General features: G+C 43.9%; 16 protein-coding genes. 4 read left to right on the forward strand and 12 right to left on the reverse strand.

Features of this window, described 5'->3' with window-relative positions; all coding sequences use genetic code 11:
- Positions 1-88: 88 nt before the first annotated feature.
- The 4 genes from pckA to Q0R52_RS25230 all read right to left on the reverse strand — a co-directional run bounded on the left by pckA (position 89) and on the right by Q0R52_RS25230 (position 4,228).
- Complete coding sequence (gene pckA / locus Q0R52_RS25215; RefSeq protein WP_295800273.1) at positions 89-1,693, reverse strand: phosphoenolpyruvate carboxykinase (ATP); 1,605 nt, start codon at positions 1,691-1,693, stop codon at positions 89-91.
- Positions 1,694-2,093: 400 nt separating this feature from the next.
- Positions 2,094-2,546 (reverse strand): IS200/IS605 family transposase, encoded by a 453-nt coding sequence (tnpA, locus tag Q0R52_RS25220; RefSeq protein WP_295800277.1) that lies wholly within the window; start codon positions 2,544-2,546, stop codon positions 2,094-2,096.
- A 375-nt stretch (positions 2,547-2,921) separates the two neighbouring features.
- On the reverse strand, positions 2,922-3,257 hold the full coding sequence (locus Q0R52_RS25225; protein WP_295800280.1) for a translation initiation factor: 336 nt from the start codon (positions 3,255-3,257) through the stop codon (positions 2,922-2,924).
- A gap of 86 nt (positions 3,258-3,343) precedes the next feature.
- Positions 3,344-4,228: a diacylglycerol kinase family protein gene (locus Q0R52_RS25230; RefSeq protein WP_295800281.1), complete on the reverse strand. Its 885-nt coding sequence runs from the start codon at positions 4,226-4,228 to the stop codon at positions 3,344-3,346.
- Between the two features lie 272 nt (positions 4,229-4,500).
- On the opposite strand from Q0R52_RS25230, the gene metK reads away from it, so the two are divergent.
- Together metK and Q0R52_RS25240 are read left to right on the forward strand one after the other, a co-directional pair.
- Complete coding sequence (gene metK, locus Q0R52_RS25235) at positions 4,501-5,751, forward strand: methionine adenosyltransferase (RefSeq protein ID WP_295800285.1); 1,251 nt, start codon at positions 4,501-4,503, stop codon at positions 5,749-5,751.
- Between the two features lie 493 nt (positions 5,752-6,244).
- Positions 6,245-6,421 carry a hypothetical protein gene (locus Q0R52_RS25240; RefSeq protein ID WP_295800287.1) on the forward strand — a complete coding sequence of 59 codons (177 nt, stop codon included), beginning with the start codon at positions 6,245-6,247 and terminating at the stop codon, positions 6,419-6,421.
- Between the two features lie 60 nt (positions 6,422-6,481).
- Here Q0R52_RS25240 and Q0R52_RS25245 read toward each other — a convergent pair whose 3' ends face one another.
- The 8 genes from Q0R52_RS25245 to Q0R52_RS25280 form a co-directional block, all read right to left on the reverse strand.
- Positions 6,482-7,039, reverse strand: coding sequence for a hypothetical protein (locus Q0R52_RS25245; RefSeq protein ID WP_295800289.1), 558 nt, complete (start codon positions 7,037-7,039; stop codon positions 6,482-6,484).
- Between the two features lie 484 nt (positions 7,040-7,523).
- On the reverse strand, positions 7,524-8,087 hold the full coding sequence (locus tag Q0R52_RS25250) for a DUF3109 family protein (protein WP_295800295.1): 564 nt from the start codon (positions 8,085-8,087) through the stop codon (positions 7,524-7,526).
- A gap of 2 nt (positions 8,088-8,089) precedes the next feature.
- Positions 8,090-8,869 carry a DUF3108 domain-containing protein gene (locus tag Q0R52_RS25255; RefSeq protein WP_295800296.1) on the reverse strand — a complete coding sequence of 260 codons (780 nt, stop codon included), beginning with the start codon at positions 8,867-8,869 and terminating at the stop codon, positions 8,090-8,092.
- Positions 8,870-9,156: 287 nt separating this feature from the next.
- Positions 9,157-9,672, reverse strand: a complete 516-nt coding sequence (locus Q0R52_RS25260; RefSeq protein ID WP_295800301.1) for a DUF2480 family protein — start codon at positions 9,670-9,672, stop codon at positions 9,157-9,159.
- 69 nt (positions 9,673-9,741) lie between these two features.
- Positions 9,742-11,856, reverse strand: coding sequence for a peptidylprolyl isomerase (locus Q0R52_RS25265; RefSeq protein ID WP_295800303.1), 2,115 nt, complete (start codon positions 11,854-11,856; stop codon positions 9,742-9,744).
- Between the two features lie 361 nt (positions 11,857-12,217).
- Positions 12,218-14,701, reverse strand: coding sequence for a YfhO family protein (locus Q0R52_RS25270; RefSeq protein ID WP_295800305.1), 2,484 nt, complete (start codon positions 14,699-14,701; stop codon positions 12,218-12,220).
- A gap of 206 nt (positions 14,702-14,907) precedes the next feature.
- Positions 14,908-15,198 (reverse strand): hypothetical protein, encoded by a 291-nt coding sequence (locus tag Q0R52_RS25275; RefSeq protein WP_295800307.1) that lies wholly within the window; start codon positions 15,196-15,198, stop codon positions 14,908-14,910.
- 2 nt (positions 15,199-15,200) lie between these two features.
- Positions 15,201-15,458, reverse strand: a complete 258-nt coding sequence (locus tag Q0R52_RS25280; protein WP_252788725.1) for a DUF4834 family protein — start codon at positions 15,456-15,458, stop codon at positions 15,201-15,203.
- Between the two features lie 367 nt (positions 15,459-15,825).
- On the opposite strand from Q0R52_RS25280, the gene Q0R52_RS25285 reads away from it, so the two are divergent.
- Both Q0R52_RS25285 and Q0R52_RS25290 read left to right on the forward strand, forming a co-directional pair.
- On the forward strand, positions 15,826-16,599 hold the full coding sequence (locus tag Q0R52_RS25285) for a class I SAM-dependent methyltransferase (RefSeq protein WP_295800310.1): 774 nt from the start codon (positions 15,826-15,828) through the stop codon (positions 16,597-16,599).
- Positions 16,600-16,608: 9 nt separating this feature from the next.
- Complete coding sequence (locus tag Q0R52_RS25290; protein WP_295800312.1) at positions 16,609-17,526, forward strand: glycosyltransferase; 918 nt, start codon at positions 16,609-16,611, stop codon at positions 17,524-17,526.
- The last annotated feature ends 61 nt before the right edge of the window (positions 17,527-17,587 follow it).

Here is a 17,587-nt window from a genome sequence, read left to right on the forward strand (position 1 = left end):
TAAATTCTTAGTTCAAAAGCCTAAAGTCGGCCCGGCATTATTTTACGGCAGACTTTAGGCTTTAGACTCACATTGCCAATAAATTAGCTCAGGTTGTAACAACCACATTCGGCGCGGCGCTAATTATTGCGGAATTACAATACGGGGCGTATTGCTCAAAATTCTTTATGAATAATATAGCCAGGTCATTTGCCTTTTCATCGTAAGCATCGCGGTTGGCCCAGGTGTTACGCGGATCGAGCAGGTTATCAGGCACATCGGGGCAATGAAGCGGCATTTGCAAGTTAAAAACCGGATGCTCCGCATACTTTACATTATCCAGCCCACCATTTAAGGCAGCCGATATCATGGCACGGGTATATTTAAGTTGCATCCGCTTGCCAACGCCATAGGCGCCGCCTGTCCAGCCGGTATTTATCAGCCATACTTTAACGTTGTGCTTTTTTATTTTGGCGCCCAGCAGTTCGGCGTAGGTTACAGGGTTCAATGGCAAAAAAGCTTCACCAAAGCAGGCCGAAAAGGTTGCCTTTGGCTCGGTTACCCCTGCTTCGGTACCGGCAACTTTAGCCGTATAGCCCGAAATAAAGTGGTACATCGCCTGTTCCGGAGTTAACCGCGATACCGGGGGCAATATGCCAAACGCATCCGCAGTTAAAAAGAAAATATTTTTTGGCGCATCCGCTATTGATGGAGTAACCGCGTTGCATATATTATGTATGGGATATGCCACCCGGGTGTTTTCAGTTTTGTCGATATTCGAAAAATCAACCGTGCGCGTACCTTTTACAAAATTTATATTCTCGAGCAGTGCGCCAAACTTTATGGCATTAAATATTTGCGGCTCCTTCTCGGCGGTAAGGTCAACGCATTTGGCGTAGCAGCCCCCTTCAAAGTTAAAAACGGTGTAATCGCTCCAGCCGTGTTCATCATCACCTATTAAATTACGTTCAGGGTCGGCCGAGAGGGTGGTTTTACCGGTGCCTGATAGCCCGAAAAATATAGCAGTATCACCCTTCGCGCCCGTATTTGCCGAGCAATGCATCGACAGCACTTTTTTGTCGTGCGGCAAAATAAAGTTCAGCACCGAAAAAATGCCTTTCTTAATCTCGCCGGTATAGCCCGAGCCACCTATCAGTATCATTTTTTTAGTGAAGTTGATGATAGAGAAATTGTGCTGCCGGGTCCCGTCAGCTTCCGGATCGGCTTTAAAGCCAGGAGCCGCAATTATTGTCCACTCGGGCATAAACCCGGTGTCAATAACTTCGGGGCGTAAAAACAGGTGGTGTACAAACAGGCTCTGGTAGGCCGTTTCGGTAACTACACGAATGTCCATACGGTATTTCTCGTTGGCGCAGGCGCTACTGTCGCGCACAAAAATGTCTTTATCTGCAAGATAATCGGTTACCCTTTGCAGCAGTGCATCAAACCGGGCAGCATCAAATTTAAGGTTTACCTTTCCCCACCAAACGCTGTTGCGGGTAATATCATCATCCACGATGAAACGATCCTTAGGCGAGCGCCCGGTAAATTCACCGGTATCAACGACCAGGGCGCCGGTGTCGGCCAAAACGCCCTCATTTCTTTGTAAAGCCGCCTCAACAAGTTCGGCAGGCGTTAACTGGTAAAAAACATTCCTAGCCCGATTAAGCTGCAGGTAGCTCAAATCAGGTAAATTGGCAGCACTTATTCTCATTAAAAGTGTAAAATTGGTTTGTGCAAAATTACCGGTTTTACCAGCTAACAAGCAAGAAAATATGAGTATTTATTTACATAATGTATATTTTACACAATTCATAAAATACTCATTATCAAATATTTGATTATAAATTATATTTTCAATTCAATACACTAAGTGTAGAATTTACAGGGCTGGATTTTGGAATTTTTGGACGTTTTTTTGGCACAGGCCTGCGACCTGTGCTGATGAATTTCGCCCCGTTGGGGCTTTTTAGATTTTCTTTCATGCAAAATCCAGGATAGCAAGATATTATCAAATCTACAAAGACTAAAATTGAAGACAAGTCTCTCAGCCCCAAAGGGGCGCCCTTCGCCAGCACAGGTCGCAGGCCTGTGCGAAACGGCAGATAACGCCATCAATCCCACACGTACCGTTCGTCATATTCTGCCGCATGGTCGTTAAGCATTTTCCGATATTCATCCTGAAAAAGAATACCATTGTGATGCGCATGCTGATTAGAAATATAACTGATAACCGAATCAACATCATTTGGACTAACCGAAAACCCACCGTAACCGTTTTGCCAATAAAAGTTCGCCAGTGATTGATCGCGGTTTTTCATCCACCCAGACGATGATGTCTTTACTTTTTCAGCAAGCGTCATGAGTGCTATTTTCCGGGATAGCATACACAGGATGTGAACATGGTCGGTATATCCACCAATTTTTATTGGTAAACACTCGTGCTTTTGACAAAGCATGGCTAAGTAATTATGCAACTCGTCTTCATATGGTTGATGAATTAGCGATTCACGGTTTTTTGTACTGAACACGATATGCATATAGTTTTTTACGAGGGATTGTGGCATGGCAATGTGTTGAGATTGGCGATATGATAATTAGTGTAGCTAATTTAATCTTTAACTATTACAATTACACAGGTTATTCGCTTGTTTGGCACAGGCCTGCGACCTGCGCTGATGGATTTCTCCCCGTTGGGGCTTTGGAAAGTATTCTTCTATTTCAAAATGATGCATTACCCTTTTAAATATAAGTTGGTGTCCGAAATTTGTTAGAAAGATAAATCCGCCAGCCCCAACGGGCGGCATCCGTCAGCGCAGGTCGCAGGCCTACGGTATAAGCGGCCTTTTTTCGCGATTTGAAGGAAAGGTATTTACCGGAACCCATCAACCGTAATGTCCGCAGGAACAGGGTGTATGCAATACGCCCCTACGCGAAAAAAATTATCCGCCGGCTTTTTTCGCTTTAAATCCATCTGCAGTAAGCATGGTCAAAATCTTATCCCTGAAATCGCCCTGTATTAGTATCTCCCCATCCTTTACTGAGCCGCCCACGCCGCATTTCGATTTCAACTTTTTGCCGATGGCTTCCAAATCTGCATCGGGGCCAACAAAGCCTGTTACCCGGGTAACCAGTTTGCCGCCGCCTTTGCGGTCGAGGTATATTTTAAGATTTTGCTGTTGCGGCGGTAACGCCTGTGCTGATTCGCCCCCCTCCTGCTGATATTGAAAATCAGGATCGGTGGAGTACATTATGCCGGTAAATTTATGTTTTGCCATTTTTTGAGTCTTGAGTCTTGAGTCAGAATTTGCAAATTTAGAATTTTCCCAAAAATGACTTAAGACTTTCTGCTCAAGACTTAAGACTATTTAAAAGAAGCCCCCACAATCACCTTCAGCGAATGCGGCACCAATACAATTTCAGCGTCAATACCGGCCATTTGTGGTTCGCCATCAAGGTGTAACGGGCCCGGCTCGCTGCGTTTTACCAATATACGCTGGCCCTTTATTATTTCCACATATTTTGTTTTATCGGTGGTTTTGCGCATCATGCGTATGCCCATTTCAAAAAAGCGCCACAGCGGGAATGGTTTTATTACGCAAATATCCAGTAAACCATCCTGCACCGACGCCGTGGGCGATATGTGCGCGTCATTGCCATATTGCGACGAATTGGCAAAGCTTAGCATAAATGCCTCGCGCTCGTAATCCTTGCCGTCAATGTTGATGTTGTATATCTGGGCTTTATAGCTAATGACTTCCTTTATCGAGGATTTGATATAAGTGATAAACCCGCGCTTTTTGTTATGCGAAAACACCTCGCTGATATGTGCGTCAAAACCCATGCCCGCCATATTAAAAAATGGCTGTCCATTTACCCGGCCCGAATCCATTGTTATCCATTTGCCGGTGCTCAGCGTCTCAATGGCTTTGGCGGTGTCCATCGGGATACCCAAAAAACGGGCAAGGCCGTTGCCTGAACCAAAAGGCACTATGCCCAATGTAGTGTCGCTCCCTACAATTGCCGACGCCACCTCGTTTACCGTACCATCGCCGCCAACGGCCACTACCATTTCAAACTTGCCCGCGGCTTCGTGTGCTATTTGTTTGGCATGCGCCACACCATCGGTAAAAACAATTACTGGTTTAACCAGGCTTTTATCCAGGTGTTTGTCGATGAGTTCCGGAACGCCGTCCTTTTTCTTCCCGCCAGATATTGGGTTTATAATAAATAACGCTTTCCGTTCCAAATAAATATGATTATTGCGGCAAAAGTAAATGTATTTTCGGCTTTGTAAAAATTGTTTTAATTTCGCACCCGGAAAGTGGACTGATTTAATTGCTTGTCCCTGTCAATCGTTCATTCTGAACGGCGGGGCCTACCGGATTGCAACCACGTAAAAAAGCGCTAATACCATGCTTCTTTTTACTTCAATCCTTTAAATCTTTTTATTTCGAACCGAATGTAGAGATGCAATACTTTGTGTCTCAGGATAATATTAATTGATACATAAAAAACAAAATGTCATATTTATTTACATCAGAGTCCGTATCAGAAGGACACCCGGATAAAGTTGCCGACCAGATATCGGATGCTTTGATTGACCATTTTCTAGCGTTCGACCCCGACTCAAAGGTGGCATGCGAAACTTTAGTTACTACCGGCCAGGTTTTTTTAGCCGGCGAGGTAAAATCAAAAGCCTATCTTGATGTACAAAAAATCGCCCGCGAGGTAATCAACAAAATTGGCTATACCAAAGGCGAGTACATGTTTGATGGCAGCTCGTGCGGTGTGCTTTCGGCTATCCATGAGCAATCGCCGGATATTAACCAGGGTGTTGACCGTACTGCCAAAGAAGAGCAGGGCGCCGGCGACCAGGGCATGATGTTTGGCTACGCCACCAAAGAGACTGATAACTACATGCCTTTGGCGTTGGATATTGCCCATGCTTTGTTAATTGAGCTTGCCGCTATCCGCCGCGAAAATACCGACATCAAATATTTACGCCCTGACGCAAAATCGCAGGTAACGCTGGAGTATGATGACAATAACCAGCCCATCCGCATTGATGCTATCGTTATTTCAACGCAGCACGATGATTTCGACGAAGAGAAAGCTATGCTTGAAAAAATCAGCAGCGATATCATCAGCATCCTTATCCCGCGCGTTAAGGCCAAATATGAAAAATACGCCCACTTTTTTGGTGACGGCATTAAATACCACATTAACCCTACCGGCAAGTTTGTAATCGGCGGTCCGCATGGCGATACCGGCTTAACCGGCCGTAAAATCATTGTGGATACCTACGGTGGCAAAGGTGCACACGGTGGTGGTGCATTTTCAGGTAAAGATCCTTCAAAAGTCGACCGTTCTGCAGCTTACGCAACCCGCCACATTGCCAAAAACCTGGTAGCAGCCGGCGTTGCCGACGAAGTGCTGGTACAGGTATCATACGCAATCGGTGTTGCCCAGCCAATGGGTATTTACGTAAACACTTACGGCACCGGCAAAGTTGGCCTGCACGATGGCGAAATTGCTAAAAAGGTAGAAGCCATTTTTAATATGACCCCTTACGCAATCGAGACCCGTTTCAAACTGCGTAACCCCATATACAGCGAAACCGCTGCGTACGGCCACTTCGGTCGCCCTAACGAAATAGTAACCAAATCATTCATAGGCCACGACGGCAAAGAGATCAAACGCGAAGTAGAGCTGTTTACCTGGGAGAAATTGGATTATGTGGATAAGGTGAAAGCTGCGTTTGGGTTGTAAGGTTTTCGATTTGAAAATTTGATGATGTGCTGATTTGAAGATTAAGTCTTCGGATCAGCACATTTTTATTTTCGGGATTGTCGTCATAAAGCTTCTGTCTTAATTCGTGGTTTTTTTGTAATAATCACAAAAAGTGCTGACACTAATTTGTCAGTACTTTTTGCATTTTTTATGGTAGTAAACAGGGTAAAAAGTGAATTATTAATGCAGAAACATGGTTTTTAGCAACCCGTGGCGACTATTTACTGTTCCAACCTGTTCCTTATGTTCCACTGTGAACAGGAACATAAAACTATAGTATGATTCTGGTATAAGTTTACACTTCGGCATTTAGGGGAGGAGCTTAAATTTCCATAAATAAATCTGCCCGGAGCCCCTGCGGAAACGGGAAAACATCTGCAACTTTCCTTCAACCATTAAAAACAGCACCCCATTTATTGATAACGATCGCAAAGAGCTAGAAGTTACCCTTAAAGACGGCAAAAAAGCTAAAATGAACATCACCCCCGGCACAGGCACCTGGACGGGCTACACCACCTTTAAAAACGGTATAGTGATGGCTGATGAGCTTTTGGTTACCCGCCCGGTTACCTTAACAACCGACAGCCTGCACTTTACCGCCAGCGAGCGCGAATATATTTTGCTGAATGCTATGCCGGAGGAGAAATAATTGCGCCTCGGAATAGCTGATTTTACTATCTCCGCAGTGCAATCTGTGGAGATAGTGAGATTAACTGATATACTTTTTATCGCGTAACTTTTGCAATATAAAATTGGCCTCGGCTTCACCCAGGCCATCTGCAAATTTTATGGTCTGCATACCATAGTCGAACCTTATTGTGCCGTTGCTTCCCAGGTTGAATGCATTGTTCGATCTTGTATTACCCAAAGGGCCGCGGGGTACATGTTCCTGCCAGGCACGAAAATTTCTTGCCTCCCTTAAATCATAGGTCTTCGCTTTATAAAATAGCGCGCCGCGTTTGTCGATGGTAAGTGCACCTTGTCCAACTTTAATAATTTCCTTCCCTGCAATTGTCCAAAAAAGCGCCCTGAAAGCTATAAGGCCGCCCAATGTCCATCCGCACAACCAAACTACACTAAACAAGTCGCGCGATGAATTACTACCGGTAATAAACGAGGACACCGAAGTAAATTCACCAACCGACCACATGCATAGCCATATTGCAAAAAACACCATTATAAATGCATTTCGCTTCGCCGGGATTATGATTTCTATACCGTCAAAGTTTTCAATGATATTGGCGCTTCCGCCATATGGTGTCTCCATTTCTATTTTTTTAATACGAGGAATAAATTATCAGAGGGTATTATGTTGTTCTTTTCAACTGCTTATTCTTAGCCGCGCCAAGGGAAATCCACTCAAAAAATTATTTATTTAAATTTATTTTTCGAATTTCTGCTGGTATGAAAATTGCGATACTGTATGTGCTTATTTTTTCGTCGATAGTATAAACTATCAGGAACGGGAATTTATTAGTTAATGCATGGTGAAAGTTCTGTAGTACCTTACATAATATAGTGGGTCATTAAATATCAGGTTAAGTTTGTTTAATATGGCAGCTTTAGTCAACAGCCAAACCATCTTCAAATAAAATGAAAATAGCAATTAGCTACAGACTTCGGCTGTATCAGTATAATTATGAAGTTGTTGCCTTGTTGGGGCGGTTTACATAACTGGTCGTTGAAAACAAATTTAATATATTTTCGACAAATTCAAAATCTTTGAAAGTTCATTAACCAGGAGATTATCCCTATATTCCCGCCACAGTATCTTCCAGCTCCTGGTACCAATCAGCGCCATATTTGCGGATTAGCGGGGCTTTGAGAAACTCGTGTACACGTACTTTTAGCTCGTTCCCAAATGAGCAGGCCGGGCTGCAAATGCTCCAGCGGTCGTAGTTTAATACGTCAAATTCGGGATACTTGGTTATGCGGATGGGGTACAGGTGACACGATATTGGTTTTTTCCAGCTAATGGCGCCGTGCTCGTATGCTTTTTCAATGGCGCATTTGGTGATGCCGTTTTCAAATATCACGTAGGCGCATTCTTTGTTTACGTCAACACAGGGCGTAGTGTAATCGCCTTCAAAATCGGTAACGTAGGTGCCCACAGTTTCGACCGTGGCTATGCCTTTGGCGTTCATAAAGGGCTTTACCTTCGGATAAATTTCATCCAGTATGTCCAGTTCATCGGCATTCAGGGGTGCGCCCGAGTCGCCTTCAAGGCAGCATGCGCCTTTACACTTGTTTAAATTGCAAACAAAATTCTCTTTTACTACATCCTCGTGTACTAAAACGTTGCCAACCTCTATCATTCTTATTTTTTTAGCGGATTCAGCGCGTACTTTAAATTTTTAGCGCCGGTCAAATCCATGGTAATACTGCCTACTACTAACTCAACATGGGCCTTTACAGGTATCCGGTTTTTATCGTCAGTAATCCACAAATATAGCTTACTGCTTTTTCTAAACACACGCCCCGGGATAATTGTGGGGTTAAATTTTAAACAATTAAACGTACCCACCGAACATTCCATTTTTTCTTTCCCTGCGTAAGTAATTTCCATGGAATGCACACCATCCTCCAAAAAATACTGCAGGTTAAATTTATCACCGATCTTCAGCCTGGAGATATCAACACTCCGGGCAAAATAATACGCCGATAAAAAGTCGAACGTTTTGCCTTTCATGGGATAAACGCCTTTGGCAGCCGTTATTTTATCGGTGTTATGGTCGTACGTAACGTTATCACTATGCCTGTAACTGGCTTCCTTGCGGTTTTCAGTATAAAAGTAAGGTTCAAGCGTTTTTTGGTCAACATAAGTTTCGTAGCGGTTGCGCACTTTGTAAAAAATATCAAAAGTGCCGGCGGTTTTAGCATCGGCTACAATATGATAAGCTGGCTTATCGTCAAACTTTTTGTCGCTTTCGCCAACCCTGATGGTAGCCTCAGCAGCGGTGAAAAAACCGTATTTTAATTTATAGTCAAGCTCCTCGCCCACCTTAAATGAGGGTTCGCCCAGGTAATTCATCTCCTGTGCGGATGATTTGGCCCCAATGGTTACGAGAAAGAACGCGAGCAGAAAGTATTTGGTCATCTGTATGGCTATTAGTCTGTTGTCTTTTAAAGCAAATTTAATATTATTTGTTTTGTTAAGACTCTGACTATAAACTGCTATGAAAGTAAATTAGTATTTGGATGATGACATTCGGCTGAGATTTTAGATTAAGGGTCGAGAAATTAAGACCCAAGAGTCAAAATAGGAAAATCTGCCTGAACGCGCATTAAAATCACCTGGCAAATTCAGTCGCAAAACTCGTCCCGCGTAACTGTTTCTCTTAAATCTTGATTCTTGGCTCTTGATTCTTGGTTCTTATTTCTCCCTCAATCCCTTTTCTTATAAATAGGTACTGTTGAACAAGGCTCGCCAAACATCAGGCTTTTTACAACCGGGGTAAGTTTTTTGGTTAGCTCAACATATGCCGAAACCGGCACTGGGATATCTCCGCAGCCTTTAATTACTATCCGCTGGTCGCGGTATTGTTCAACATCAAGCTTGGCTATGCTTTTTACAAACAGCACAGTTTCCAGCACATCGGCATTGCCAAAAACAACTTCTTTTGCATAGGGCGCCAGGCGGTTTGCCAGCAACATGTAGGCCCAGGCCGGCACAATGGCATCGGCTGTGCAGGTTACGGCAACAAATTGACCGCCGTACCGCGCCCAGTCATGGCCTTTCACAAACTCCCTGAAATCCTTTTCCTTCAATATCAGCTCCATGAAAAGGTTATCCTTTATATCATAAACAACCCTTTCGCCTTCAGGATAAAAGGCAGCGGGATCCAAAGTAACCAGCCCGCTTTGGGCCACCTTATTCACAAAATTTTCCTGTATTTCCATAACCGTAAACAAAAAAAATCCGGGAGTAGCTGTAACGCCATCCCGGATACAAAATTACTTTAAAAGTTACTATAAAAACTTAGCTCTGTAATCTTTTACATTCGCCTTATCTTTCAGGGCATCAAATATCAGTGAACGTGAGCGTTGCAGCAAAGCCTGGCCCAGTTGTTCTTTCTCTCTTACCGTGTTGGTAACAGCGGCAGGGTTAACAAAGCTGTCAAGTGTAAACACAAACACACCTTGTTGTCCTTCTACCGGTTTTGATAGTTTGTTTGGTTTTGAACCAAAAACCGTACCGATAACTTTATACTCAGCTGATGAACCCGGAATTATCGGATTAGCAAACACTATGTTTTGGATAGGATTTACTTTTACACCTGCTTTTTGAGCAACCTGGTCAATAGTAGTTGAGCCGTTTAACGCAGCCTGCAACTTATCAGCCAATAATTTACCTTTTACCTTGTTTTTAACCATCGGCTCAATCTGTTTTTTCACATCATCAAGCGATAGCTGGCCCTGTGGTTTAACACTTACCAGGTGGGCTACAATGTATTGGTTACCGGTGATGTAAACCTTATCCGAAAAGTCGCCCTTCTCGGCAGTAAAGGCCCATTTTACTATGTCACGGGCGCTTTCAACACCTGGTATCGAGCCTGCAATACCGTTTACATCGGTAGCAGTTTTTGTTGCCATGCCTTCTTTTTTAGCTTCAGCAGCAAAATTCTCTTTAGTTAAATTACCTAAAAAGCGCTGTGCTTTACTGTAAACTTCAGTTTGAGTAGTGCTACTTGCTTTTAACGGAACGTCAACAAGGGCAACTTTAACCACTTTCGATGAACCTTTGGTATCTTCAATTTGCACAATGTGAACACCGAATTGAGGAGTTATGATCACTTTTACATCGCCTTTTTTGAAGGTAAATACTGGGTTATCAAATTCGGGCACCATTCTGCCGCGGCCAAACGTGCCTAAATCTTCGGCTTTCATGGCAGGAACTTTCCCTGTAGCATACAGAGCAGATAATTCAGCAAATGATTTCCCGCCGTCAACCAGTTTTTTAATCGAATCGGCTTTAGCCTTGGCTTTATCAAGACCCATGCCCGAAGGGTCGATTAATATATGGCGTGCCTTTATCGAGTCGGGCTCAACGCGCGAATCAACAAGTTTGGCTATTTTATAGCTGCCATTGCTAAGGTACGGACCAACCATAAAACCATTTGAAGCGGTAAACATTACCGAATCCAATTTTGGATCGAGCCCTTTACCTTTGTGTAAATAAGCAAGCGGAACTTTTGTTTCAGAATTTATCTGCACAAAAAGCGAATCGTTGGTTGATGCTTTAAAGTCAGCCGCCATCTTTTCGGCTTGGGTTTTGGTAGCGGCCGAATCGGCTTTTGAAGCTGATGCGTTGAAGCTCACATAGTCAAAAGTCCTGGTTTCCTGCGGTGCTTTAAACTGATTTTTATGCTCATCATAATAAGCCTGGTAGTCGGCATCAGTAATGGTAACTTTATTGTCAGGTACCGATGCGTAGTCAAGCGTTACATATTTAAAATTAGCCAGCTTGTTTTTAGCAGTATAATCTTCTTTTGCTTCAAGCGAGTTAATATACAGACTGTTTGTTACAATTGCCTGGTATTTTTCATTCAGCTTGTTTTTGCCAAGGCCGTCAATAAAAGCATCCCATTGTGCCCTAACCGGATCGTCTGCTTTGGATGCCTGCACGTTTTGCTTAAACTGGTTAAATTTAGCAACATCAACCTTGCCGGTTTGCGGGTTGCCAAAAGCCTGTACAATCTGCGGGTCGGGATTGGTGCCGTTAACCATCGAGTTAACTTCGTCATCGCCTACCACCAAGCCAAGTTTTTCAACCTCTTTTGTAAGTATCATCTGGCTTATCATATTGTTCCAGGTGTTTTCCTGTATGTAAGCAGTAAACTGCGGCGTTAAATTAGCTTGTTGCGATTGCTGTTTAAACTGTTGGCTGTTTTGTTCAAACAACTTGTTAAATTTATCATACTCAACCTTTTCGCCGCCTACTTCGCCCAGCTTGTTCCTGTCGTCGCGTAAAAACGATCCGCCCGACCTGGCAACTTCACCGATGATAAATGCAAGTAATGCAAATCCAATAAAAAATGCGAGAATCTTCCCCATTCGTTCCCGCAAAAAACCCATAATACCCATAAACGTATATAATTACTTATTTCTTTATATAATAAAAAGAGGGCGCAAGATACAACTTTTACTAAAATTCTATAACACAAAATTTTGTGTTATATTTTATTAATTGTTGCAACAAAAATGGAGGTGAAATGGCCGTAAAAAAGCACTTGGGCTATATACCAATATCATCAAGTTGACGGAGAAAATGCACCATCGGTGCAAAAGGTCGGTAGAAAACAGCATTACCGTAATTTAGCGTGCCGTCAGGCACGCAACATCGCCAACGTTCCGTAACTGACGGCACGGTATTTTTGGGTTGCTTATTTTTCTACTGACCTTGGACCCCTAATGGCGCTCTGTTAATTTATGACATCCGATACCGTCACCCTACCTCCTTTTGTCCCGTATCCGTTTTCTTCCTTTTCCGCTCCAAATAAACAGCCCCGCCCAGCGCCAGCAGCAGCAACGCCGACCCTCCCATCGAAATCTTTTCGCCGGTGTAATACGATGCCGGGTGAAATACAAATTCCACCTTATGACTGCCTGCCGGTATAATGGCGGCACGCAATAAGTAATCGGCGCGAAAATACGGTTGTTCCTTACCGTCAATCAGCATCTTCCAACCTTTGCTGTAATATATTTCCGAAAAAACCGCCAGTTGCGGCCTCGACGGGTTGGTTTCATAAATCAAATGGTCGGGATTATAGCTGGTTAATTTAACAGCTTCCTCAGCTTTTTCACTGCGGTCAAATCCTTTCCCTGCAATCATGCTTTTATACTGCTGATCCACAATGGCTTCATCCTTAGGTTTAAAATTATCCAGCGCCTTCATTTCTGCATTAGCATTGGCAACATATTTAATCTTCGATACAAACCAGGCATTGCCACAAGCTTCGGGGTTGGCCATTACAGTTAAGTTTTTAGCAGTATCGGCGTTAATTATGTATTTCGTATTCAGCATACTTAAAACCGCCGGGTTAATGCGCCTGCTGAACTGGTTCTCAATCAACTCGTCCAAACGCTTTAACCGGGCTGCCGAATAACCTCCAATGGATTTATGGAAATATGGCGTAGTAGCGTCTTGCGTTAACACCTGCGTTAAATCAATTACCCGGTAGTTAGGGTCTTTATCACGCCAAATTTCCTGGTCAACATTACGAGGCTGCGGCTTCATAACGGCCTCCCTATCAACAAACTGCTCGCTTTTCAGGTAGCGCTTGTCTACCATCCATAAATCAACCAATATTAAAACCAGGAACGCCAGCGACAGCGGCATTACTTTTATTTTTTGTTTGATGCCCGCCCACAAAATGCCAAAACCCAAAAGCAGGAAAACAATTGAGCGGATGGCATCGGCACGGGCAATGGCTATCCTGTCTTGCACCAGCGCGTTGGCAATATCATTGGCCATCGGCATATTTCCGCCGGTAATGCCGGCAGATATCTTACCGATAAGCTCCTGGTGCGAGCTTGATTTAAACGAAAGCACCGCATCGGGCAACAGCGCCAGCAGTAAAGCAATACCACCGGTAATGTAAATGGCAATTTTTGCCTTTTTAAACAGCGCAGCTTTATCAGGATTAGTGATAACCTCGTTAACAGCCAACAAAGCCAGTACGGGCACACAAAGCATAGCCACGGCCAGTATCGATTCAACCGCCCGGAATTTATTATACAGCGGGAAGTAGTTAAAAAACAAATCGGACACGAACGGCAGGTTCTTGCCAAATGACAGGAACATGGTTAATACTACAGTAGCAAGCAGCCACCATTTTATCCTGTCCTTAACCACCAGCAAGCCAAACACAAACAGCAGGCAAACTACGGCGCCAAAGTACCAGGGGCCTTCGGTAAATGTCTTTTCGCCCCAGTAAAGCGGGATGCTTTGTGCAACTTGCTGGGCCTGCCCGGCGTCAACGCCTTTGCCAACCAGCACTTTGGTGATGTTCGATTCCGCGGGATCTTCACTGCCACCCGAAGCGCCACCATAAGCATTGGGCACCAAAAAGGTAAACGTTTCGCCAACGCCTTCGCTAAACTCATAAGCATAGTCGCGCGGAACGCCGCTGCCCGGTTTTTTATCCGTTTGGGTTAAATTTGATTTACCGCGTATCGAGTCGCCGGCATATTCCGCAGTGCTCCACAACAGGGAAGCGTTTACCATTAACGCCAGTAAAGTTGCACCTGCAATATAACCCAGCGATTTAAAAAATGGAGCCGTTTTTTTGCTCTTTACGGCATGATAAAGCTCTATCGCCAGCATAATCAGCAAGGCTATCAGCAGGTAATAGGTCATTTGGATATGGTTGGCTTTTATTTCTATGGCAAGAAACAGCGCCAGCAACGACGCGCCCAATAATCTTTTTCCGCGAAGCACCAGTAGTATGGAGCCAATTATAGGTGCGAAAAGGGCTATAGCAAACTCCTGGTTGGCATGCCCAGCCGCTATGTAAATAATATTGTACGATGAAAAGGTAAACGCCAGTGCGCCCGCTGCCGCCAGCCAGGGATTCAGCTTTAAAACGTTGAACAAAAAGTATGAGCCAAACAGCAGTAAGAAGACAATATAAATAGGCGAAGGGAAGGCCGTATCCAAAAAATTAACAATATGTGTGGCTATACTTCCCGAATAAGGCGCCCATATTTGAAACGCCGGCATGCCGCCCAGTATTTGGTTGGTCCATAAAATGGTGGTGCCCTTTTCGTGATAGTCGTTTATTTCCTTTTGGGTTGATTGGGCGCGCGTAACATCGTTTTGCCCCAAAGTTTTGCCCTGGAAAGCCGGGGTAAAAAACAAAAAGCTGATAATTAAAAATGCCGCAGCAACTATAAAGTGAATCCCGTTTCGCTTGAACCAATTGCCCATCTGTATTTTTATTAAAGGTTTGAAGGTTCCAAAAATAGAAATTAACGGGAGATTGCGGTGATAGGGTGGTGATTTAATGATGTAGTAAAAAATAACCACGGAAGCGCAAAGTGAAAAACACAGAACTCACAAAGGAAAAATATCGAACTGAAAGGCTCAGTGTCCTCCGTGCCTTCTTTGTGCCTCTGTGGTTAAAACTACCCTTACTACTGAAATATAAACAACACCGCCGCAAGTATCGCCAAAGTAATCATACTCAAAACGTATACGATTTTATCAATCTTGCTGTAAACTTCAAGATTTTTGCGGAGCGAGAAGAAATTATAAACGGCCAGCAGACCAATTGCCACCCAAAAAAACCAATTGATATGGGTATGATCCCAAAACAAAGTTTCGGCCAGCGATACCACAATAAAGTTGACGATAATCAACATTATCGATTCCGGTGTATTGTTGTGTTGTTTGCGGCGTTTAAATACTTCCTCGGGTATTAACATGGTTACTTAATTTCTTCGTAGTCGATAAAGTCTCCCTCAGAGTCAGGCACTTTAGCTTTGTGGGTTTCGGGGATATAATCAACCTTAACTTTGGCATCAGGCTGCTTTTGGCTGCTGTAATTACGCTGCTGGTTTTGGTGCTGCTCCTGCGCCTTGTTTACCACACTTTGAAACAGCATCGGCAGTAAAAAACGCACCAGCGCTTTTATTATATATAAAACTACTATAACAAGTAGCAAAAAATCTAATAACCTTATCATCTTAAAAAATTTAAGCCCACAAATATAATATTATAACGGCAAATTTGTTTGCATATGATTTTGACATGGTTTTTGACAATTAATTGATGGTGTTTGTTACAGGAGAAGATGTGTGGATGTGCGAATATGACAGTGTACGGATATTTGAAATAGGACGATAATGGGCCGTAGGCACTACCGCTTTGTAGCCACCAACACATAACGGTATTTTGCCCCGTCAGGGGGCTACCCCTAACCCGCGTTTAAACAATGCCGGCTCTGCGCGCCTTCTCCGCGGCCTCCGTGGTTAAATTTTCTATCAAAAGCAATCTCCCTTCCCCCATCCTTAATTTTTACTAAATTTGACACCTCAACAACCAGCTACACTATGCAACAATCAGGCATCAGCGATAATGTTAAAACCGCGTACGATGAATTTTACGAAAAGCACGACGAGGCCTGGCGCATGCTTGGCGCCAAATACAAGGCGCAGCATATTATCGACGTTTGCCGCGGCCGCGATTTCCGCAAAGTGCTGGAAGTTGGCGCAGGCGATGGCAGCATTTTAAAACTGCTGGCCGATGCTGATTTTGCACCCGAATACCACGCGGTCGAAATATCCGAAAGCGGCGTGGAGCACATCAAAACCCGCGATATAAAGAATCTGGAATCGGTTGCATTATTTGATGGATACAAGCTGCCGTTTGGTGATAACAGCTTTGATTTAATCATCCTGTCGCACGTGTTGGAACATGTTGAGCACGAACGTGTGCTACTGCGCGAATTAAAACGCGTTGCCCGCCATTATGTGATAGAAGTACCGCTTGATTACCGCGCCGGTGTTGATAAGCGTATTAAACATTTCCTGGCATACGGTCACATTAACGTATACACCCCAACCTCGCTGCGCTACCTGTTAAACACGGAAGGTTTCGAAGTTGAGGACGATCTAACCTCGTTGATTGAACCCGAGGTTACGAAGTTTAATACATATGTAAATCAAAAAAAATCAAAGAGTATTATTACGGATTTAAAGATTGCTGCTGAGTATACCGTGAAAAACAGCCTCGGAAAAATCTTCGGAAAAAAGGTTGATGAACAATTAGCCAACGCTTATACCGTTCTTTGTAAAAAAGCCGATAAACACCTCGAAATATTCTAGTAGCTACCAATGCAAAACCTTGCCCCGATTGCCCTTTTTGTTTACAACCGGCCTGAGCACACGCGCCGCACCATCAGTTATTTGCAAAAGAATTTACTGGCCGACGAGTCGCGCCTGTTTATATTTTCGGATGCGCCAAAAACGGAGGACGACAAGGCAAAAGTGGAGCAGGTACGCAATTTCATAAAAGATGTGTCCGGTTTTAAATCGGCTAAAATTATTGAGCGCAAGGAAAACCTGGGCCTGGCCAATTCCATCATCAGCGGGGTTACGCAACTGGTGGCTGAGTATGGTAAAATTATTGTTTTTGAGGATGATTTGCTGTCGTCGCCCCATACATTGGAGTATTTTAACGAAGGATTAAACCGCTATGCCAAAGAAGAAAAGGTGATGCATATAGGTGCCTACATGTATGAGTTGGCGGATAAAAAACTACCGGAAACCTTCTTTTGGCGCGCAGCAACCAGCTGGGGCTGGGCAACCTGGGGTCGCGCATGGAACCATTTCGAGGATGATGTGGATGTACTGCTCAACCAGTTCGACAAACAAAAAACCGACCAGTTCTCCATCAATGGCACCATGAACTTCTGGAAACAGTTAACGGGTTTCAAAGCCGGTAAAAATAATTCCTGGGCCATCCGCTGGTACGCCTCGATATTTTTAAAAGGCGGACTGACACTAAATCCATCCACCTCACTCATCCAAAACATCGGCAACGATGGCAGCGGCGTACATTCCAACAAAGAGGACATGTACCAGGTGCGCATAGGCAGAGCCGCTATCAAACAATTCCCCACAGAAATAAAGGAAAACCCACAAGCTTATGCCGCTATCAAAAATTTCCTGAAAAACCGTAAAGGCACACTATTGCAGCGCGGGGTTCGGTTTGTAGCGCAGTTGAGGGTGAAGTATTTGGTGAAGAAATAAGAATACCTAATCATCTCTCCCACAAGCCATTGCGAGGAACGAAGCAACCTCTGCACAGGAC

Origin of the sequence: Mucilaginibacter sp. (assembly GCF_025359345.1) — a bacterium.
In the GTDB taxonomy this organism is placed as follows: domain Bacteria; phylum Bacteroidota; class Bacteroidia; order Sphingobacteriales; family Sphingobacteriaceae; genus Mucilaginibacter.

What these genes read in the sequence shown, in the direction of transcription:
- pckA (WP_295800273.1), bottom strand. Translation starts at nt 1,693, where the DNA reads ATGAGAATAAGTGCTGCCAATTTACCTGATTTGAGCTACCTGCAGCTT.
- tnpA (WP_295800277.1), bottom strand. Translation starts at nt 2,546, where the DNA reads ATGCCACAATCCCTCGTAAAAAACTATATGCATATCGTGTTCAGTACA.
- Q0R52_RS25225 (WP_295800280.1), bottom strand. Translation starts at nt 3,257, where the DNA reads ATGGCAAAACATAAATTTACCGGCATAATGTACTCCACCGATCCTGAT.
- metK (WP_295800285.1), top strand. Translation starts at nt 4,501, where the DNA reads ATGTCATATTTATTTACATCAGAGTCCGTATCAGAAGGACACCCGGAT.
- Q0R52_RS25240 (WP_295800287.1), top strand. Translation starts at nt 6,245, where the DNA reads ATGAACATCACCCCCGGCACAGGCACCTGGACGGGCTACACCACCTTT.
- Q0R52_RS25245 (WP_295800289.1), bottom strand. Translation starts at nt 7,039, where the DNA reads ATGGAGACACCATATGGCGGAAGCGCCAATATCATTGAAAACTTTGAC.
- Q0R52_RS25250 (WP_295800295.1), bottom strand. Translation starts at nt 8,087, where the DNA reads ATGATAGAGGTTGGCAACGTTTTAGTACACGAGGATGTAGTAAAAGAG.
- Q0R52_RS25255 (WP_295800296.1), bottom strand. Translation starts at nt 8,869, where the DNA reads ATGACCAAATACTTTCTGCTCGCGTTCTTTCTCGTAACCATTGGGGCC.
- Q0R52_RS25260 (WP_295800301.1), bottom strand. Translation starts at nt 9,672, where the DNA reads ATGGAAATACAGGAAAATTTTGTGAATAAGGTGGCCCAAAGCGGGCTG.
- Q0R52_RS25265 (WP_295800303.1), bottom strand. Translation starts at nt 11,856, where the DNA reads ATGGGTATTATGGGTTTTTTGCGGGAACGAATGGGGAAGATTCTCGCA.
- Q0R52_RS25270 (WP_295800305.1), bottom strand. Translation starts at nt 14,701, where the DNA reads ATGGGCAATTGGTTCAAGCGAAACGGGATTCACTTTATAGTTGCTGCG.
- Q0R52_RS25275 (WP_295800307.1), bottom strand. Translation starts at nt 15,198, where the DNA reads ATGTTAATACCCGAGGAAGTATTTAAACGCCGCAAACAACACAACAAT.
- Q0R52_RS25280 (WP_252788725.1), bottom strand. Translation starts at nt 15,458, where the DNA reads ATGATAAGGTTATTAGATTTTTTGCTACTTGTTATAGTAGTTTTATAT.
- Q0R52_RS25285 (WP_295800310.1), top strand. Translation starts at nt 15,826, where the DNA reads ATGCAACAATCAGGCATCAGCGATAATGTTAAAACCGCGTACGATGAA.
- Q0R52_RS25290 (WP_295800312.1), top strand. Translation starts at nt 16,609, where the DNA reads ATGCAAAACCTTGCCCCGATTGCCCTTTTTGTTTACAACCGGCCTGAG.